The sequence below is a fragment of the Serratia sp. NCCP-200 genome, assembly GCF_059697885.1.
Window position 1 is genome coordinate 195,659 of record NZ_BAAKUJ010000005.1, and the last position, 18,320, is coordinate 213,978.

General features: G+C 51.0%; 20 protein-coding genes. 6 read left to right on the forward strand and 14 right to left on the reverse strand.

All coding sequences use genetic code 11. The features are described from left to right. Positions 1-17: 17 nt before the first annotated feature. The 6 genes from AC6HVW_RS17445 to AC6HVW_RS17470 all read left to right on the forward strand — a co-directional run bounded on the left by AC6HVW_RS17445 (position 18) and on the right by AC6HVW_RS17470 (position 4,872). Positions 18-710, forward strand: coding sequence for a hypothetical protein (locus AC6HVW_RS17445; RefSeq protein ID WP_071682207.1), 693 nt, complete (start codon positions 18-20; stop codon positions 708-710). After that, a complete protein-coding gene (locus AC6HVW_RS17450) occupies positions 679-1,353 on the forward strand; it encodes a fimbrial biogenesis chaperone (protein ID WP_497569570.1) in 675 nt (224 codons plus the stop codon). Before AC6HVW_RS17445 ends, AC6HVW_RS17450 begins: the two co-directional genes overlap by 32 nt. 15 nt (positions 1,354-1,368) lie before the next feature. Further along, positions 1,369-1,890, forward strand: coding sequence for a fimbrial protein (locus AC6HVW_RS17455; RefSeq protein WP_186486129.1), 522 nt, complete (start codon positions 1,369-1,371; stop codon positions 1,888-1,890). A gap of 58 nt (positions 1,891-1,948) precedes the next feature. After that, positions 1,949-3,037 carry a hypothetical protein gene (locus AC6HVW_RS17460; RefSeq protein ID WP_137751116.1) on the forward strand — a complete coding sequence of 363 codons (1,089 nt, stop codon included), beginning with the start codon at positions 1,949-1,951 and terminating at the stop codon, positions 3,035-3,037. Between the two features lie 46 nt (positions 3,038-3,083). Continuing rightward, a complete protein-coding gene (locus AC6HVW_RS17465) occupies positions 3,084-3,740 on the forward strand; it encodes a helix-turn-helix transcriptional regulator (protein WP_071682203.1) in 657 nt (218 codons plus the stop codon). 205 nt (positions 3,741-3,945) lie between these two features. Next, entirely contained in the window at positions 3,946-4,872 is a 927-nt protein-coding gene (locus tag AC6HVW_RS17470) for a LysR substrate-binding domain-containing protein (protein ID WP_071682202.1), read from the forward strand. Positions 4,873-4,975: 103 nt separating this feature from the next. Here the strand turns inward: AC6HVW_RS17470 and AC6HVW_RS17475 are convergent, their stop codons facing one another. The 14 genes from AC6HVW_RS17475 to AC6HVW_RS17540 form a co-directional block, all read right to left on the reverse strand. Beyond that, complete coding sequence (locus AC6HVW_RS17475; RefSeq protein ID WP_071682201.1) at positions 4,976-5,659, reverse strand: helix-turn-helix transcriptional regulator; 684 nt, start codon at positions 5,657-5,659, stop codon at positions 4,976-4,978. Then, positions 5,656-6,357, reverse strand: a complete 702-nt coding sequence (locus AC6HVW_RS17480; RefSeq protein ID WP_024529781.1) for a helix-turn-helix transcriptional regulator — start codon at positions 6,355-6,357, stop codon at positions 5,656-5,658. Before AC6HVW_RS17480 ends, AC6HVW_RS17475 begins: the two co-directional genes overlap by 4 nt. Positions 6,358-6,366: 9 nt before the next feature. Then, positions 6,367-7,059 carry a LuxR C-terminal-related transcriptional regulator gene (locus AC6HVW_RS17485; protein WP_080660661.1) on the reverse strand — a complete coding sequence of 231 codons (693 nt, stop codon included), beginning with the start codon at positions 7,057-7,059 and terminating at the stop codon, positions 6,367-6,369. Positions 7,060-7,234: 175 nt separating this feature from the next. Then, positions 7,235-7,762 carry a fimbrial protein gene (locus AC6HVW_RS17490; protein ID WP_081367039.1) on the reverse strand — a complete coding sequence of 176 codons (528 nt, stop codon included), beginning with the start codon at positions 7,760-7,762 and terminating at the stop codon, positions 7,235-7,237. 72 nt (positions 7,763-7,834) lie between these two features. Beyond that, positions 7,835-8,863 carry a fimbrial protein gene (locus AC6HVW_RS17495; RefSeq protein WP_253249459.1) on the reverse strand — a complete coding sequence of 343 codons (1,029 nt, stop codon included), beginning with the start codon at positions 8,861-8,863 and terminating at the stop codon, positions 7,835-7,837. 6 nt (positions 8,864-8,869) lie between these two features. Then, complete coding sequence (locus tag AC6HVW_RS17500; RefSeq protein ID WP_081367038.1) at positions 8,870-11,437, reverse strand: fimbria/pilus outer membrane usher protein; 2,568 nt, start codon at positions 11,435-11,437, stop codon at positions 8,870-8,872. An 83-nt stretch (positions 11,438-11,520) separates the two neighbouring features. Next, a complete protein-coding gene (locus AC6HVW_RS17505; RefSeq protein WP_071682199.1) occupies positions 11,521-12,198 on the reverse strand; it encodes a fimbrial biogenesis chaperone in 678 nt (225 codons plus the stop codon). A 93-nt stretch (positions 12,199-12,291) separates the two neighbouring features. Next, entirely contained in the window at positions 12,292-12,825 is a 534-nt protein-coding gene (locus AC6HVW_RS17510; protein WP_071682198.1) for a fimbrial protein, read from the reverse strand. Positions 12,826-13,325: 500 nt separating this feature from the next. Next, positions 13,326-13,874 (reverse strand): tyrosine-type DNA invertase, encoded by a 549-nt coding sequence (locus AC6HVW_RS17515; protein WP_071682197.1) that lies wholly within the window; start codon positions 13,872-13,874, stop codon positions 13,326-13,328. Positions 13,875-14,340: 466 nt separating this feature from the next. Beyond that, positions 14,341-14,901, reverse strand: coding sequence for a tyrosine-type DNA invertase (locus tag AC6HVW_RS17520; RefSeq protein WP_071682196.1), 561 nt, complete (start codon positions 14,899-14,901; stop codon positions 14,341-14,343). Positions 14,902-15,255: 354 nt separating this feature from the next. Continuing rightward, positions 15,256-15,990, reverse strand: coding sequence for an SDR family oxidoreductase (locus AC6HVW_RS17525; RefSeq protein ID WP_071682195.1), 735 nt, complete (start codon positions 15,988-15,990; stop codon positions 15,256-15,258). 4 nt (positions 15,991-15,994) lie between these two features. Then, positions 15,995-16,243, reverse strand: coding sequence for an acyl carrier protein (locus AC6HVW_RS17530; protein WP_071682194.1), 249 nt, complete (start codon positions 16,241-16,243; stop codon positions 15,995-15,997). Positions 16,244-16,259: 16 nt separating this feature from the next. Continuing rightward, entirely contained in the window at positions 16,260-17,063 is an 804-nt protein-coding gene (locus AC6HVW_RS17535) for a hotdog family protein (protein WP_081367037.1), read from the reverse strand. A 2-nt stretch (positions 17,064-17,065) separates the two neighbouring features. After that, on the reverse strand, positions 17,066-18,316 hold the full coding sequence (locus AC6HVW_RS17540) for a beta-ketoacyl-[acyl-carrier-protein] synthase family protein (RefSeq protein ID WP_071682192.1): 1,251 nt from the start codon (positions 18,314-18,316) through the stop codon (positions 17,066-17,068). Positions 18,317-18,320: the final 4 nt, after the last annotated feature.

The window sequence follows — 18,320 nt, forward strand, 5'->3', positions numbered from 1 at the left end:
TGGAATAGAGTAGAAAAATGAAACCGAAAATCAGCCCCCTGCACATCACTCTGGCAAGTGCCCTGCTAGCTATGAGTGGGTTAACTCTGGCCGATGGCCAACTGATGGTGATACCCGCACGCAGCACTGTTGAAGGCACTCAAAATCGTACCGTTCAGGTCAGCAATCTTGGGGATAAACCCCTTTATCTGAAAATCGATATGGTGCGCATTGAAAATCCCGGCGAGAAACCGGAGCGTAAAACGCCGATTGGCGAGCTAGCCGTGCCGGAAATGATGGCCAACCCGGCCAAATTGACCTTAGGCCCAGGCCAAAAGCGCGACATCAATCTGGTGGTGCTGAAGGCACCAGCGAAAGAGACTCTCTATCGCTTATACATTGTGCCAGTCAATAGCATCAAGGTGGTGGGTGATAATAGCCAAGACAAAATCAAAGCACCGATCACCTTTGGCATAGCCTATGGGGTGCTGGTAAACCACTTACCCTCCTCCGGTTCGCAAACCCACAGTTGGGCTCACCAATGCCAAGCCGGTGGGCTGCAATTGACCTCCACTGGCAACATGCATACGTTGTTTAGCGGTTTGCAGGCGGTTCCGGCGGGCAGCACGCCTGATGAACAAAAAATCTTCCCAGGATTACCGCGCGTATTCCCAGTGAAAGCCCTGAAAGGCCAAGCCGATGGCAAACCCTTTGATCTGCGCTGCCCGTAAGGCTGTCGCGGCGGCGGTGCTCGGTACGTTTCCCTGGGGAATGGCACAGGCGCTGATTGATATCAGACCGAAAATCGTCGAAATAAAAGGCGAAGAGGCGGTAGTGAACGTGATCAATACCGGTGATAAATCCGAGTTTGTCGAAGTTGGCCTGTTCGAACTGGTTAACCCCGGCGTACCGCCAGAACAGGAACAACGCATACCCTTGGGTATCATCAAAACGCCTTACCTGTATGCCGCGCCGTTCAAGCTGTCGCTGGGCCCACGCCAGGAAAAACGGGTGCATTTGAAGCCGTTGCAACAGCCTGAGCAGGAAAAAGTGTATCGGCTCTCGGTGATCCCGCAGCAGAAGCTCAACATCAGCGGAACTCGAGGCAACGTGATGGTGGTCAATCTCGGGTATATGGGCCTGGTGCGCCAACTGCCCATGAACCCTATTGCTACCTGGCAACATCGCTGCGAAGCACAAGGATTGCAGTTGGCTTCAACCGGCACGGTGCGCGTTGAGTTCAGTGAACTGACGCTGGATGGCAAGGCCGTGGATAGCTTTAACGTCTACCCTGGCACGCCGCGTCATATGGCTGGCAAAACATTACGCGGCAAGGCGCAGGACAAAACTTTTACCCTGCAGTGTGGCGCATAAAAAGGAATGAGCACCATGAAGCTATGGCAACAGATGATTTTGGCAGTGTTGCTGCTGCCTGGAATTACGGCAAATGCAGCCGACTCCCCCTTGGGCGGGGTGCCTATCACCATCAACCTGACCAACCTGCCACAAATTACGGTAGAAAAACCGGAGGGTGGTTGGTATGACACACTGACACTGGACAACAGCAGCGGTAGAGACGTCACTCTTTATCAAGCTCAAGTGCCGGTGAAGGTCAGCATCCGTAATGAACGCGATTTCAGCGTCACGCTAGTTAACCCGTTGATCCTGACCCACAGTACGAACCCCTCGCTGGTGTTCAGTACCGCGCATGTCGCGTTTGGCAGCAGTACGGCTACCTTGCAGACATTAAGTGCTACACCGATAGATTTCAGCAACCCGATCCCCCAGGGAGATGCCTCAGTAGGGAATTATCTACTGTCGGTGTCAGCCCATCAGCCTGCAGGGGCACGAGGAGAGATTACTGGCGACTATGTGGGTGAACTGATGTTGCTGTTCGAAGTCAATATATAGCGTTTATCCCCTGTGATGAGCGTGTTTTGAACCAGATTTACTTTATTAAGGATTTATGATGAACAGACGTTTTCCATGGTTCGCTTTTTCAGGGGTACTCCTGCTGTATTGCGCTATTCAACCCGCATTTGCTGGCACTTTTTTCAGGTTGAATCTTAGCAATTGCTCAATTGCCAGTACGGGGAGTAACAATGAATGGAAAGTCAGCTTTACTATTCAGCCTGCTATGGGCTCAAGTGGTGCATCCATCGGTAACAACTCTGTGAATAATTTTACCATTTCTGTGCCAACAGCAGCAAACGGTACCATCAGCCGTACTGGTAACCGGTTTGTAGTCCCGCCGCCAGCATCAAGTTTTAATTTCCCTGCCGGGCTGGCCATCACCAGCAATAGCCCGAGCTCTAGTAACATTACCGTCGGTTCAAGCAATGCGTCTACTCCTTTGGTTATTAGTTCTGGTGGTACCGTGACCTTTATCATCTCACCAACAGAGGCAAATAATGCCTACCCAGCAGCCTATATCGCAACAAATTCCCAGGCGGATAATGGCAGCAACGCCTCGTATGGTTATTACTGGTTTATCCCTACTATCACAACCAGTGCCTGTACACCATCTGCTGGCAATACACCGCCCGCGGTAGTTCCTCCAATATCGGAATTAAATCCGATAGACCCCGAATTTACAATGAACTCGGCTGAGTGGATGTTGCAAACAACCGACCTGATTGACTTTCCCGATGTCACCTCTGCAAGCACTGGTTACCCAGTAATGATTAACAATATTAACAACAACAATTTGTGCGTGCGATATGTGACAGCGGGAGTCACTAACAAGCAATATGCGTTGGCCGTCACCAATAGTGCCAGTTCACAAGGAGGGCGTAACCTGTTTACGCTACCAGGCCCAGACAGCAGCCAATTATTTTATAATTTGCAGTTAGCAAGCAATGACGGCAATACCGCCAACAACTTTAATTTCCCGGCAACAGGCACCCCAAATTATATCACTTTGGGACAGACGAACAATTACTCGACTGACCGCAGTGAGATGTGTTGGACGCCAAAAATAAACCTATTCAAAAATGCGTCGACCAAGGAAGGCCTTCACTCTGACACGTTAAACTTTATTGTCATCCCAAAGGCATAACCGATATCAATCGCACCGATCACTGGTCTAATCCTCAGGAGATACCATGCGTAATAAAAAAACAATCATTCAATGCCCCTGCCATTTTACCCGCAGGGGAATTGAGGCAGTACTGCAAAACATACATTTTCTGGTTGGGCTCGAAGTCGTTGCCAGTTTATCTAGGCTTAGCCAGTGTATCAAACTACTAAATAAGGAGCCTGCGCCAGATATCTTAATTATGACCCTGAGTAGCATGGTGAACAATCCATCATCAACTTTGCATCTGCTGGGTGAATACTCTCGGGTAAACCCAAGAGTGAAGACCATACTCATTAACGACATAGCGTCTTTCAGCATTATGGGCCGCTATATTTGCGAATTCAAGAATGTTTTGGCCATATTGGACACTTCAAGATCGGTGGAGGCCCTGGAATTTCAACTACTCAATACTTTCCAGCCTTTCACAGGCCGTTCCCCACTGCGGCAATCGACAACACCTTCTCTCACACCACGTGAAACGACGGTATTGCAGAGGTTGCTCGAAGAGCAAAAAATGGCTGATATCGCCTGCGATATGCGTATCAGCCCGAAGACCGTAAGCAGTCATAAACGTTCAGCGTTGTTTAAGTTAGGTATCCGCTCATTACAACCACTGATGGTCAAAGGCTACAACAGAAAAACTATAATCAACCTATACCTATCAAATGCCATAGAAAAGTAAATTTAAAACCATGTCACGACCTCATATTTTATAATAAAAACAACACATTAACAATCAGAAGAAACACAATAATATTATTGATAAATCTGGGTAGATTAAACATAATGAGGTATGCCCCCCTTTGTGCACATTACTCTGAAATACGGTATTTACATCACTTTTGCCTTTCATTTCAATAAACTTGAAACATATAAAAAGAGGTAATATGAGATACCTACCTAAGTTGCAACAACTGCAAACGTTTCAATCCGTTCTTCTGCATGGCAGTATCCGCACTGCCGCCAAGGCACTGGGCCAGTCACAGCCAGGAGTGACACGCAGTCTGCAAGAGTTGGAGCAAATACTAGGTATTTCCCTGATGACAAGAGGAAGCACCGGTGTAGTCCTCACCGATATAGGGCGGCTATTTAACTCACGTATTGAGTTAATATTAAATGAGTTAGACCGTGCGTTGGATGAAATCCAGCATCACATTCACTCTGTATCTGGTCCTGTGACCATAGGGTTATCACTGCTACCTATTTTAACTATATTCCCTGGTGCAATAAAGCGTTTTAAAGCCAAACACTCCACGTCATGCGTGACCAATGTGGAGGGACAAATATCCGAACTACTACCCGGCCTACGCAACGGCAAGCTGGATTTTATCATCTGTGCCCATGCGCCTTTAGAATATCTGGGTGGATTAATTCAAGAACCTTTAATTGACACTCAATACTTTATCTACGCCCGTAAAGGACATCCATTAGCGAATTGCACCTCATTAGTCGAACTACAAGATGCCGACTGGTTTTTACCCGTAACAAAAATAGGATATTACAATCAATTAGAGCAAATATTGTTTAAGTCCGATAATGATAAAAATAAATCGATCATGCGTGGAACGGGAAGTGCCGCGCTGCAAATGGTGATGAATGCCGATTATTTAACCATCGCAACCAGCCAGATGATTCGCAATAATTTCTTGAAGCAGGATCTTTGTATTATTCGAGTAAAAGAAATGCTGCCTGCTGCTAAATTTTGTCTGGTCTACTCATCTGAACGTCCTTTGACCCTGGCCGCTAAAAATTTGATGCAGGAATTCCGTTTGGAAAGTCAGTATTATGATTGGAGCGAGCCTATAACCCCCTAACGGTTCCCTAACTTTATTACGAAAAATCCTTGCTTACGTCGGAGCACTATAGTAAATAGCAAAAACCTATCAGATTGATGACAAATGGCAATGGTAGATAAATTCAGCAATAATACCAAAGGCTTGGGGTCAGCTCCCCAACCATCTGGACTCCATCATGGGGCAGCCAACTGTCGGTAAAGACGCTTTGTATCGCGATAAGCTGGGCATAGTGGCGGATCCCCAGCTTGTGCATGGCTATGCCCTTCTGTGTGGAGATGGTTTTGATACTACGCTTCGTCAGCGCGCCAATTTCGGCGGGAGTCATCCCCTGTATCAGGTACTCGACCACTTGCCGCTCACCCATAGACAACGTTTCCTCATCACACCCCGGTAAAGTGCAGCCAGCCCGGCTATCCTCCCCCAACAGAATCTGACGCAATTGCGCATGCCATAAGACTAACGGTTGCCCCAGATCCACGATATGTCTCACCCCCAGACGGCGCAACCGAGTCACCAGATAAGGAATGGGGTCATCCAGAATAACCATCAGCGCGACGCCGGGAAAAGAGATACGCATCTGCTGAATGAAGCGCAAGGCTAGCAATAAGTCGGCCTGTTGCCCAACGTGCAATGACATAACCAGCACATCCACCGGCTGGGCATCCAGATACCATTGTGCTTCAGCGGCTTTCTGGCAGTGCCAGACCCGCGATAGCGAATGGGTGTTGAGCAACGCCCAAATCCCAGCCTGAAAGAAACGGCACGGTGAAACTACTGCCACGCGATACCGCTTCTGGTTAATCATGTCGTTACATACCAGGGGGAATTCGGCGTGTTGTAGGGCGTGTCGGTGACCTGACTGCGTAAATGCTGGAACAGTTCCGCATCATTGCGAACCCCCAACTTGCGCATGCTATTGCACTTATGTGCGCTGATGGTTTTGACACTGCGATGCAGTAAATCAGCCACGTCAGAAACGCTCATTCCTTGCTGCAAGTACTCCAGTACCTTATGTTCCGCCTGCGTCAACACCACCAAGCTGTCCTGCACTTGCGCAGGAGTGGCACTGTGCAGCAGGTACATTGCCATACTGGGGCTACAAACCTTGGCACCGGTCAGCGCCTGTGCCATATCACGGCGAGTCTGCTCCTGCGACTCCTGGCGGGCAAGCAGGCTGATGTGCGGCCGGAGATTCAATCGCGTCAACAACGCAATGTCCCGGCAATAGGTGCACACCACAATACGCAGCGCGGGCGCACGTTCAGAGAGCATCAGCAACTGTTGCGTGTCGCGGGCAATCTCCTGCGGCGAGCCACTGAGCACCACCGCCAACAGGTCAATCTGTGGCGGCGCCCATTGCGCCAGCAATTGCTCAAGCGAAGAGACCATCACCACCAGATGCATAGGGGGATCAAGGTTCTGAATAAAATGTGCCATCCCTGCCTGAAGCAAGGGGATAGGGGCAACAACGGCTAATTTGACAACCGATAAAGGCGTATTCATGAGCGACTCCTAGATCAGTAATCCATTACGCGCCAGATAATCTCCACGGGTATAGAGATCGCTATCACTATGGAAGCCGAGCTTAATCATGGCACGGCGTTTATGGGTGCTGATGGTGCGTACATCCCGAGCTAGCACCCGCGCCGTGTCGGTCACGGTTCTGCCAGCAAACAGGCACTCCAGTACGTCCATCTCACGTCCGGTGAGCGATAATGACGGCGCGCCATTGCCAATCAGGTTCACCGCTGACGGGCTAAGACTGGACAACCCCGCCATCGCGCAGAGAACGCCTTGTGTCAGTGATGACAGGGGATCCTGTTTAAGGTAGATACCGCTGACCCTCAACGTTCTCAACTGTGCAAGCAGGTGCGGTTCCTGCAAAGAGGTGGCGACGATAAGCGGCACCCGTGCCCAGTACTGGCGTAAATGGCTAATCATTCGCAGCCCCTCCAATACCGACTCACCTTCGCCACAGAGTTCGGTGATCACCACATCCACCTTGCCTTGCTGCATCGCCACTGGCAGATCGCACACCTTTTCTACGTGCACACAATCCATGACCTGAAACTGTGGTGGCTGGAATGCAGAGCAGATCCCGGCACGCGTTATCGGGCAAGCATCCATGAGCAATACCCGGTCGATGCGGCATGCCGTCTGCATTTTCGGTAGGGGTGTGTTGTTCCATACGGTTGATGTCATCATGATAATAGTTCCGTTATTAATGACTCAGCTTGTCCTGATAGGTGCTGGCACCCAAAATAGACTTGGGTGCCGATGTTAAAGCTTGCTACGCCAATACACACAGCGGCCAGGGAAACCAACGCCGGCCGTCTAAACTTGACCGTGTTTTACCCGCCGCGAAAACTGACTTGGCTCATCAGTTATAGGTAAAGTCGACTGACATTACCGAAGCAATATTACCCGGCGTAACCACCCCTTTGGCATAAGCACTGGCTCTCAATGCGAATGTTGCCGTGGTTCCTGCCACTGTCATTTCCATGGTAGATCCCGGGTTTTGCAAGGTATACGGGGACACATCTTGCGCCACTTCTACCGCCACGTTATCTGCCATCCCCGTACCGCTGGTCGTCGCGTAACGCCCGCCAGCCGCGGTATCCGCCGTACCGCTAAACGAGGCGGTAACTTTGCTGGTTGTCGTCGGACAGTCCTTCACTACCAGCTTGAATGGCACCGCCGTGGAGGTGTTTCCTGCCGTCGCCAGGTCCTTCGCCTGAATACTGGTCCCCAGATTGACGTTCAAGTCTGAGTTGGTGGTATCTACCGTGCAAGGCGAAGCCACTACGACACCGGTAATATTGACTTGAGTTGGAGCTGCCACAACCTGATGAACACCAGCCCCCAAAACCAATAAGGCCAGCAGCGTACGTTGAGTTTGTTTTTTCATGATGTTTCCTTACTGTTCCCGTCTATATTCCAGGCAGGGAATTCCTGCCTGATTTCCTTGAGTTAAAAAAACTTAATTAATTTCTGCATTAATGGTGGCCACGGCATTAAACTGCCCTATCGCCGGGGGATTGCCAGTCACGTTCATCGGTGCCAGACTCATAGAGCTGGTGCCAGTTTGTGAAGAATAGTCGAAGGTGACAGGCAGATTTCCATTGACCGGCGGCACGATATTACCGTTCGCGTCACGTACCCGAACCCCGATATCATTATTGTCCGTCTTCAATGCGGTTGGGTCCCCCCCCGATGGCTCACCACTAAAGGATAAGCTGACGACAACACCGTTAGAAATATTGTTACAGGCCAGCGTCATATCAACGACTTTGGGGGTAAACCCATTGGCAATTTCGCCGGGATTCTTGATGTCATTTGACATGATATTGCCAAACTTGACATTAATGACCTGCCCGGCATTAATTTCACAAGATTGTGGTACCGTTACCGATCCGCTCATATAGACAGACGACATCGGCATCCCGCCATAGGATCCAGTGACTTTTGAGCCATAAAGGTCCAGGATCTTAGTGTTTGGGATGACGACCTGCCCCACAAATGGCCGGGTAAAGTATAAAGACACATAGCCATTAGCACCGGATATCCAGTTCGTTACACCCGAACAGGCGCTGACAAAATTATTGTCCTGGTTCGGGAATGGGGTGGCAAAGTAATCCCTTCTGTTCCCTCCAACATATAATTCAGTAGCCACTTCCAGATATTGATTTAGTGAATAAAAATGTAATCCATCAAAGTCCCGCGTAGCGGTCAGATTACCCGGTACCTCTGCCTTATAGTAGGTCATGGCCGGGGTGGTACAATCACAGTTGGCAGCGTAATTCGCCGCTAAATTCCACTCGTAGGTTCGATTAAAATACATGCCAGCCTTGTTGTCCGCTGGATTGTCGTACTGTTTGACAAAGGGGAAGTTATATATCTTCGTGCCGGTTACCGTGGTACACCACCCGGTTGCAGCAAAGCTTGATACGGAAAACAGGCACAGCAGGCCGCCCAATGTTAATTTAACTAACCTGATCAACTTCATCATCGTTCCTTACCGGCACTGCGCATTCAGCATCTGAATGCCAGCACTTTCCGTTGTCTGTTTTGTCAGTGAGTAACTCACCTGACACTGTTGGTCTGAACCGCTGCCCCACTTCACATTCAGGCTGCCGCTGTCTGCCATCCCGGTCAGATAAACCTGGCCACCGTCCCCGACAATAAAGCCCTGTGCCGTTTTCTGTGCCGGATCGCTCACCGTGGCACCGAACGGTACCGGTGCGCCGCCCTGGCGTAACAGAGTCATCAGTATTCGCTGGCCCACGTTGGCCTGGAAGTTGGCTCGAACTACAGCACCACGGGTTGGCACCACGTTCTGAGAGGTCAACTCCACCTCAACGTCATCCGCCAAAGTCTCGGTATTCAACTGCACCTGATTCTTGCGATAAGGGCTGACGTACGGCACGATGGCATAACCACGCCAGTCGGTTTTAACCCCGGTCTGGTTGTTAACCCCCGTGCCACCGGCTCCTGGTGCTTTCACCAGCGCAATGGTTTCCCCCAACGGCTGGCCGAAGGTCACCCCGTCCTGGTGCGCTATAATGCCGCCCTGCAGGCCGTAGTTCAGTCGTTGATTGTTGCGATCGTAGGCATAGCCCGCCAACACTTCCCCATAGGTACCGCGATAGTCGGCATTCAGGTTGCCGCCGTTGCCGATGCCCTTGTTGCCATAGCTTTGCTGTACGCCCCAACTCAGGTTGTTGTCCGCTAACGCCGTGCCGTTCAGGCCGACGGCGTTGTTAGTGGAACCCTTCTGGCTGGTGTTCAGGTTGTAGCTGGCATAAGTCCTGCTCAACCAACGATCCAGCGGCATGCTGACGTTAAGCGCAAAGATCTGATCGCGGTCATAAATGGCGCCACTGCTGTTGCCACTGGCCGTCGAGTTTTCGTTATAGCTGTAGCTCAACCCGTAGCTGATACCGTTCCAGCTGTTGTTATAGCCGACGCCAATCGAGCGTAAGGTACGATCGCTGTTCCAGTAATCTTCGCTGACCCAGTTTAATGACAGGGTTCCCGCCGCATCTCCCAGGTTCTGGCTGATGGTCAACTCGCTGCGGTTGCGCTTGCGGTCGGTGAGCCGGTAACTACTACCGTCACGGTAGGTGTCCAATACTTCCTGCAAACTGTAGTAGCCCGCCGTTGAGTAACGGTATCCGGCAATCGAGAAGTTGGTACCCGTCTGTACCAGGTTCTTGCTGTAACGAACTCGCCATGATTGGCCATCGGTCTTAGGTTGGTCTTGCATCGTAGACCATGCCTGGGTCACGTCTGCCGATATGGCACCGATGTCACCCATGTTCTTGCCCAGCCCCAAGGCCACAGACTGGTACTTACTGGCAAACTGGCCACCGCCGTAGGCGGTAAAGCCATTGGGTAAACCATAAATCGCTGTACCCTGGCTAAACAGGGTCTTGTCTATGCTGTTGTCATAAGAACGGTACTGCCCGCTGGTGAGCGAGTACTTCAAACGACCTTGACGCTGCAGCACGGGCAGCGAGGCAAACGGCACCACCATCTGCTGTTGGCTACCGTCGGCTTCCTTAATGGTCACCAGTAGGTCACCGCTGCCCCCGGTAGGGAACATATCGTTGATTTCAAACGCACCTGGCGCCACGTAGGTCTGGTAAATCACATAACCGTTCTGGCGGATAGTCACCTGCGCATTGGTTCGTGCAATACCCCGTACCATTGGCGCATAGCCCTTCAGGCTGTCCGGTATCATTTCGTCGTCCGAGGCCAACTGCCCACCACGGAACGGTACGCTGTCGAACACGTCCGAAGGCGAACTGCTATCCCCCAGCGTCATCTGACTTTTCAGCGCGATAATGTCACGCTGGGCATAGGTATAGATGGTGTCCCATTTATCCTGGCCGTCACTGCTTCGGCTCCAGGTCGTGTAGTTACGCAACCGCCACGCCCCGAGATTGACACCCGGCCGCAGGTTGACGAACTGGCTGTTGCTGTCTTGGTTATTACCATTACGTGCATAAGTGTTGGCTCCGCTCATGCTGTAGTTGAGCAGCAATGCCGGGATACCTTGATCCCATTGGCTTTCAGGAACGTAACCACGCGCTTTCTGTGAGAGGGCTGCCTGAGGAATACTGATCAGTAATTGCTGTTCGCTGAAACGGAACTTGGCGCTGGCCTGGGGAATGGCACTGATGTTGGCGCATTGTGACTTGGCATCACCGAGCCCTGGGAATAAATCGGTTTTCACCCCCAAGGCATTAAGTTGCTCTACGCTCAGACAAGGTTGCAGATGCTCTTTGCCATCAGCCCCTTTTTGCATACTGAACGTCACATCCCGTGTGTCCTGCTGTTCGTTATTGAGATAGATATCGACCCGATAGGTGCCCGGTGCCTGACCTATGCCTTCTTCAAAAACCGTTAAATCTGTCGCGCCCTGGTTTGGGTTATCCATTTGCAGCAGTGCAGGGTTAAAATAGTCACGCGCCTGTACGCTAAAAGATAGGGTTCCCATCAATGCCAGCTGGGTAGCGATCAAATACGCCAACCGACTGACGCGCGGCGAGTGCCCGGCCTGGCTTTTATAATTATTCATCCGTTTGACTCCATTGCCTACAGGGTGAAACTACCCCTGTGTCCTGTGCCCCACGGCCTGTGGGGATCCCTGCTCTCTGAAGGCTATAACGACGCGAGTTGCTCTTTGCTTACCGCCCCGTAATCATTGATAATTTTCCAACTGAGCGGGCCGCCGCTCACTCCGGTTGGCAGTGCAAAGCTTGCCGTACTCATCGGAGCCACATAGGTCACATCGCTCAATTTCTTGCCTGCAACCTTCACCTCATAGAAGTTCATATAAAACGGCGTCGGGTTGTTCACCTGCAGGTTATTACCACTACGTTGCCAGGTCAGTTTCTCTGTGACTTGCTCCGGCGTGCCTTTGATGCCCTCCGGGCGGTAAATCAGCTTGATGCGCGTCTTCACTGCAATTTGCAGCGTATTGCGGACTTCAGCTTTGCTGGCTGCGGGGATGGACTTGATGTTCATCCAATACAACGATTCTTTATCTGAGGGCAGATTGCCCCCGGCACGCACCACGCGCAGGACGTTTTTCTGGTCGCCATCCAGGCGGAACAGCGGCGGGGTCACCACAAAGGGGGCTTTCTCAGCGCCACCTGCGGTGGTCTCTACCCAAGTCTGGATGAGGTACGGCCCCTTGTCCGGGTTACTGACGCTCAGTGAAGACTCCTTTTTACCGCCCTCATAAATCAGGCGCGTACCGCCCACAACCACACCGGCCTGAGCAGCACAGCTCATCATCAGCAAGCTCGTCAGCACCGTGGCAGGAATAAATTTCATACAAACACCCCGTGAAATGAGACATAAAGGCCAGCTCAACTGCCGCTGGCCTGAAATCAGAACAACTAATCTCTACGTCGAATTGGTAAAGTCTTAGTTGTAGTTAAGGGTGAAGCTAGCGGTGGAGTTCGCAACACCAGAAGTGATGGTGGCGGAGGTAGAGATATAACGTGCAACGAAGTTCAGATCGTTATTACCCACAACCAGTGGATATGATTTAGATGCGGTAAACAATGGAACGACAGCGTTAGCGTCATCGCTCAGCTGAATACCAACACCTGTTGCGCCACCAGCAGTCAGTGCCAGAACGGTGTTGTCACCAGACACAGCGATACCGTCAAATTTAACTGCAGCTTGAGTTGCCGCAGCCGGGCAACCTGTCAATTTGATGGTGAAATTGGTTGCAGAAGATTTAACACCCGCAGTCGGAACGCCACCCACGTTGAAAGAAGTGGTAGCTACTTCACCCAGATTCACTTGCAGTGGGCTGGCTGGGTTGTTAGTCACAACACAAGCGTCATCGGTGATTTTACCTACGAAATCCACTTGACCATCAGCAGCGGCAGCAGCGGTAACGGCAAACACAGAGGAGGCCAATACGGCAACAGCAATCAGATTCTTTTTCATACAACACTTTCCTTTAATGTAATGCACCCATGTGCATAGCAAAATTATTTGACATAGCCTTATGTCGTTCCCTGTTTATTTAGCTCCAAGCGAGAACCTCTCCCGTTAAATAACCCATCAAGCCGTTAAGCTTTATCGAACCGACGAGTCATTTTGAACTAAAGTGTACCGTCCAATTATTTATGCTGAAATTTCCTAGCCACCAGCATTAAACTTCAACCGGTGAACAATTAACGAACAAACATGAAACGTTAAGACTATCTACAGTGCCGAAGGGGATTTTTTAGACCTATCAGTAGTGGGCTTGAACAGCCACTAATGGGAGAGAGCGCAATGATGAATAGCTGTCCAGAAATTAACTTAAGTTATTGATATTAAATATTTTATAAAAATTAGGAATGTTGCCATAACAAATTTGTTGACTCGCAAAAAGATAATCCTTAGAGTGCGTGACAGTTTAGTTCAAAGTGTACCGGGTGAATTAAATTATTACATTTTTTTTACCAGACTTCTTTAAATCTCCGCGCGTTGCTGGCCGTATAAAGTACGGTGTGCTGAATATTCTTATGCCCAAGAAAATCCTGAATCAACCGAGTATCTATCCCGCGGTCTGCCAGCGCGAATCCACAACCATGTCGCAGCATGTGAGGATGAGCGTTAACCTCCAGACCAGCCAACTCGCTATAATTACGCATTAACCAGTAGATACGCTGGCGGGATAGATGGTTTCCCTTCTCGGAAAGAAATAACCAGTCGCTGTCGGCACCTCGATAAGTGCGTCTGACCTTTAACCAGGCGCGTAACGCTTTATGTTCTTTGGCATATAAAGGATGAATGGTGGAAAAGCCGTTTTTCAGGCGATGGATATAAATGCTTTTGCCCTCCAAATCGATATCGGAAAGGCGCCAGCGGTTGATCTCACTGACGCGACATCCGTGGATAAAACACATCCAAATCAAACAGTAATCGCGTTCAGCGTGTTTACCCTGCTGAGTAGCTCCTAGCAGACGCGCAACTTCGGAAGGAGTCAGATGCTTGCGATTATTCATAGTGCCTCACTGTGACTTTACTAAAAAATGTGCAGGGCTATTCATCCTTTTACATACCTACAAGATTCATAGGATCGCTGATGCAGGGGTTGCTACAGCTTCAACCTATCCCAGATCAGTATAGCGGAGAGGAAAAAAGACAACAGCCATGGAATTGCTAAGGATATCCGACAAAAAAAAAGAAACGCCATAGAAAAGCCAACGCCCTATGATTTAAAGGATTATTCTTTTTTAAGTGAGAGATAAATCCGAAAACAATTCAATCACAATGTAACGAAACACCCCTATCAATAATGAGTGCAGTAAACAGCATTGGAATTATATATTATATCCTCATAACATTCTTATTCATGACCCGCATAATAAATTAGGGGCGGCTATATATACAATATTAGACTCAACCTAGATTGGATGAGTCTAACTATTATAGAAGGATTAAATAAACTGCTTTTCAAGCAGGTTTTAATTATATTCTGATCGAACGAAAACGCCCCGCGTTACTGGCGGTATAAATTACCGTATTCTGAATATTTTTATGGCCCAGATAATCTTGGATTAAACGAGTATCGATGCCGCCATCAGCCAGCGCATAGCCACAGGCGTGGCGTAACATATGCGGATGCACGGGGACATTCAGTCCAGCAAGTTCACCATACTCGCGAAACAGGCGATGCATCTGCTGGCGAGAAAGCCGTCCCCCCTGGCGTGAAAGAAACAGAAAATCACTGTCTGCTTCAAGATATTGCGGGCGCAGGGCCAGCCAACTGACCAGTGCGGAGTGCTCACGCGGCTGGATCGGATGCTGGACAGAAAAGCCATTTTTCAGGCGATTAACGTACAATTTGTTGCTGAGTAAATCCAAATCTTGCAGGCGCAGATTACAGAGTTCGGAGACGCGCAATCCATGAATGAAGCAAACCAGCAACATACATTTATCGCGGACGGTATTCTTATGATCAGGAATTGCATCTAGTAAACGCTGTACTTCATCCATGCTCAAAAACTTACGATTGGTGTTAGCCGACATGCGGTATTTCCCTATACACATTTTTTTTCAGATATTGGATTTAACGACATAAGAAAATTCTGGTCAAGCTACAACCTGATGCTCAGCATAACTTTGTGGAATAAATCGAATTTCAGCGGTTTCAGTGCCATTTATTCATTTCGCATCGTAGTAATAACGTGTGGGACAGTCTGTTTTTTGAACAGGCAATTTTACCATCGGTGCTTTATTTAACCACGTAAATCGTAAGCTAGACTCACCATTTGATAGAAGGAGGGGGTGATCGTGGATGCTCTGAAGTGAGGAAATAGGGAGTTATCGAAAACACTTGGGGTATGCAGAGATACCCCAATAGAAGAGTTAATCAGGCTTGCCTTAGACGGTCAAACCCCCGTCAAGGATCAGGCTTTGGCCCGTCATATACCGGCTATCATCACCAATGAGAAACGCGGTGGCACGCGCCACTTCGCTGGCTTTGCCCAGGCGGCGCAGAGGAATTTGCTTGCGCAGCGCCTTCAGCGCCTCCGGCGGAATGGCCTGCGTCATCTCGCTTTCGATAATCCCGGGCAGCAGGCAGTTCACCCGGATACCAAAACGGGCCACTTCCAGCGCCAAAGATTTCCCCATGCCGATCATCGCCGCCTTACTGGCCCCGTAGGCCGTTTGTCCGGTGTTGCCCTTGATGCCCGTCACTGAAGACATCAGCACCATCGCCCCTTCCCCCTGCGCCATCATGGCAGGCAGCAGGTGACGGTTCCAGTAAAAGATGGCATTGAGGTTGGTGTCGATCACCTGCCGCCAGCGCTCCCCGGTTTGCTGGATATGCAAATCATCCAGCGTGATCCCGGCGTTATGGATCACTGCAAAAGGCGCGCCGAGGCGAGCCATCAGTTGTGGAGCCACAACATCCACTGCCTGCTCATCGCTTCCGTCACAGACACAGCTTTCCACCAACCCCGGCAAACCCGCACAAGCTTCTATAACTGCTGACTCCGCCTCAGAGCCACTACGGCAGGTGAATACCACGTTCCACTGCTTGGCCAGTTCTTCCACCAATGCGCGGCCAATCCCACGGCTACCGCCGGTCACTAATACCCATTGTTTAGTCATAGGGTTATTTTTGCGCGTCGGCCAGGTGTTGACAGAGTTCACCCAGCGTCATATTCGGCTGATTGATGAACATTTCGGCGTTGAGCGTGACTCCGAACTCGCGTTTGGCCAATACCATCAGCTCCACATAGTCCAGGCTGTCCAGCTTCAACTGCTGCAGGGGCATCTCTGGCGCCAGATCGGCCATCTCGAGATCTTTGGCATCACAAATCATTTCAGTGACGGTGTCGTAAACTTGTTGGTAGTTTTCCATGGTTATATCCCTATGGTTAATTGTCGGCCAATGGCCATGTTTTTAAGGTCACCGAGGTGACGAGCAGAGGCTGCCGCTGCGTTCTGGCCTCGATCACCGCGCGTAACACAAATCCGCTGCTTCGGTCCCCGATAACCAGCATCGGCTGAATGCGGTAGTACAGCCGATCTTCGGGTTCAAATAGCGTTTCGGGGTTGAATAATCGGGCGCTGAAGTGGGTCTCATGGTGCGTCTGTACCACCGGGATCTGAGCAAACACCTCAATCAGCGTAGCGACCTGCAGTTCCGGCAGCGCTGTCCTCAGCGCCGCCAATGTTTCCGGGGATTTCACCAGCAGTTGGAACAGCAGGGCGTCAAAGAAACTCCACGCCTGAGTGACATCCGAAGTCTGCCCCGGGAATGACTGGCTGAGTGCCATCACCTCGTTAACGGTCAGTGCATACTCCAGTTCAGAAGTTGCCAGCGCTAACGACTGAGCCGGAGCCAGTTTGCTGTTGAAACAGCTTTCCTGCGTGGCACTGTCCAGCATCTTGCCGGTGATCTGCTTGCCGTTGCCCGTTATCTGCAAGTGATACGGCGTCTGGCACAGCACCGGTCGGCGCATGCGGGTACTGAACACATAAAAGTCATGCTCCAGCGGAGTCGCAAGTAAGACCGCACTCAGATGACGTTTCATATCCAGCATCGCACGCATCCCATGAACGCTTAGCTGATCGGCCCCCATTTTTCGCACGTGCTGTAAATCAAAGTGGATCGGGTTGTAGTCGCCGGAAAAGGCGGCCCACTCTTCAGCATCACGCAGGGTGTAGTTGAGGATCATGCTCATGCCTGCCCGATAACCAAGGCCGCGTTAGCGCCACCGAAACCAAAGCTCAGATTCAAGATGTTCTGTAACCGGGCCGGGCGATGCCCTTCGCTGATGTAGTCCAGATCGCACTCCGGATCGGCATTTTTCAGATGAAAGGTGGCGGGCATCAGCTGATGCTGCAACGCTTGCAGGCAGATGATGGATTCAAAGCTGCCTGCCGCCGCAATCAGATGCCCGGAGTAAGACTTGGTGCTGGAAAGCGGGGTGCTGTAGGCCGCCTCGCCGAAGGCCAGCTTGATCGCCTGGGTTTCATTCAGATCGTTGAGCGGCGTGGACGTGCCATGCGCATTGATATAGTCGATCTCCTCCGCCGTCACCCCAGCCTGCCGCAAGGCATGCTGGATGGTTTTCACCCGGGCAATCTTGTCTTCCGCGGGGGCGGTAAAGTCGAAGGCATCGGAGTAATTGCCGTAGCCCTTGATTTCCCCCAGGATGGTTGCCCCGCGAGCCAATGCGGCCTCGCGCTCTTCCAGGCACAACACGGCAGCACCTTCGGAAAGGACAAAACCGTTGCGATCCAGGCTGAATGGGCAGCAGGCCTTGCTGGCATCATCCTGCTCACTCGCCAAGGCGCGCAGGATATCGATGTTCCATACGGCGGCATCGGTACACAACGACTCACCGGCCCCGGCCAGCATCATCGAGGCACGGCCACTGCGGATCACCTCAAACGCATCGCCAATGGCAATCGTCCCGGTCGCACAGGCCGCAATCGGACTATTTTGATAACCACGCAGACCCCAGAACAGGCTACAGGCGGCCGTTGCGGCATTCGGCATGGACAGGAAACAGCCAAACGGCGAACCCAACCCGGTGCGCAGATAGCCTTCGTAATTAATATGGGTTTCATCCTGACCCGCCCAGCCGCTGCCGATGATGGTGCCGCACTCCAGCAAATCGTAATAGGCCGCCGGGCTCTCACCATGGAAGGCCATCTCCATCGCTTCCCGAGCCGCCCCCAGCGCTAGGCGAGCAAAACGTGGTAAACGGCGACGGATCGCCGCAGGGACGCCCTTCAGGCTGGGTTCATCGTCGATCACCCCGAAGAAACGCGACTGGATCCCCACGGCGGACCGATCGAAATAGCGGTAGCCCAGCTGATAATCCATAATCGCCGCCCAGCTTTGCTCGGCATTCATCCCCAATGGCGTGACCGCACCATAGCCTGTAACCACCACGCGACGTGACAAAGCGTCTTTATTCATGATC